The sequence below is a fragment of the Microbacterium sp. NPDC089987 genome (assembly GCF_044748505.1).
Classification (GTDB): Bacteria; Actinomycetota; Actinomycetes; order Actinomycetales; family Microbacteriaceae; genus Microbacterium.
In genome coordinates this window covers 1-1,006 of sequence record NZ_JBIVGE010000006.1, presented here as the reverse complement: position 1 = coordinate 1,006, position 1,006 = coordinate 1, and the positions used below count along the sequence as shown (strand labels likewise).

General features: G+C 54.9%; 1 rRNA gene. It reads left to right on the top strand.

Annotated elements, in window-relative coordinates:
* Window positions 1-1,006 (top strand): 23S ribosomal RNA (locus tag ACIPV2_RS13925); the annotation flags it as partial.

The following is a 1,006-nucleotide window of genomic DNA, read 5'->3' as shown; positions in this document are numbered from 1 at the left end:
AGTCGCATGTTCTAGACCCGAAGCGAAGTGATCTATCCATGGCCAGGTTGAAGCACGTGTAAGAGCGTGTGGAGGACCGAACCCACTTAGGTTGAAAACTGAGGGGATGAGCTGTGGATAGGGGTGAAAGGCCAATCAAACTTCGTGATAGCTGGTTCTCTCCGAAATGCATTTAGGTGCAGCGTTGCGTGTTTCTTGCCGGAGGTAGAGCTACTGGATGGCCGATGGGCCTCACCAGGTTACTGACGTCAGCCAAACTCCGAATGCCGGTAAGTGAGAGCGCAGCAGTGAGACTGTGGGGGATAAGCTTCATAGTCGAGAGGGAAACAACCCAGACCACCATCTAAGGTCCCAAAGCGCGTGCTAAGTGGAAAAGGATGTGGAGTTGCTTAGACAACCAGGAGGTTGGCTTAGAAGCAGCCACCCTTGAAAGAGTGCGTAATAGCTCACTGGTCAAGTGATTCCGCGCCGACAATGTAACGGGGCTCAAGCACGCCACCGAAGTTGTGGCATTGACATTTTTGGTAGGCCTTCGTGGTCCAGCCGTGTTGATGGGTAGGAGAGCGTCGTGTGGCGAGTGAAGCGGCGGTGTAAACCAGCCGTGGACGCCACACGAGTGAGAATGCAGGCATGAGTAGCGAAAGACGTGTGAGAAACACGTCCTCCGGAAGACCAAGGGTTCCAGGGTCAAGCTAATCTTCCCTGGGTAAGTCGGGACCTAAGGCGAGGCCGACAGGCGTAGTCGATGGACAACGGGTTGATATTCCCGTACCGGCGAAGAACCGCCCCAGTCAATCCAGTAATGCTAAGTGTCCAAAGCCATCCATCGAACCCTTCGGGGTTCACCGGGTGGTGGAGCACACGACCCTATGCTGGTGCGGCTAGCGTATTAACAGGTGTGACGCAGGAAGGTAGCCCAGCCAGGCGATGGTTGTCCTGGTGCAAGTGCGTAGGCCGAGTCATAGGCAAATCCGTGACTCATACAGGCTGAGACACGATGCGAATA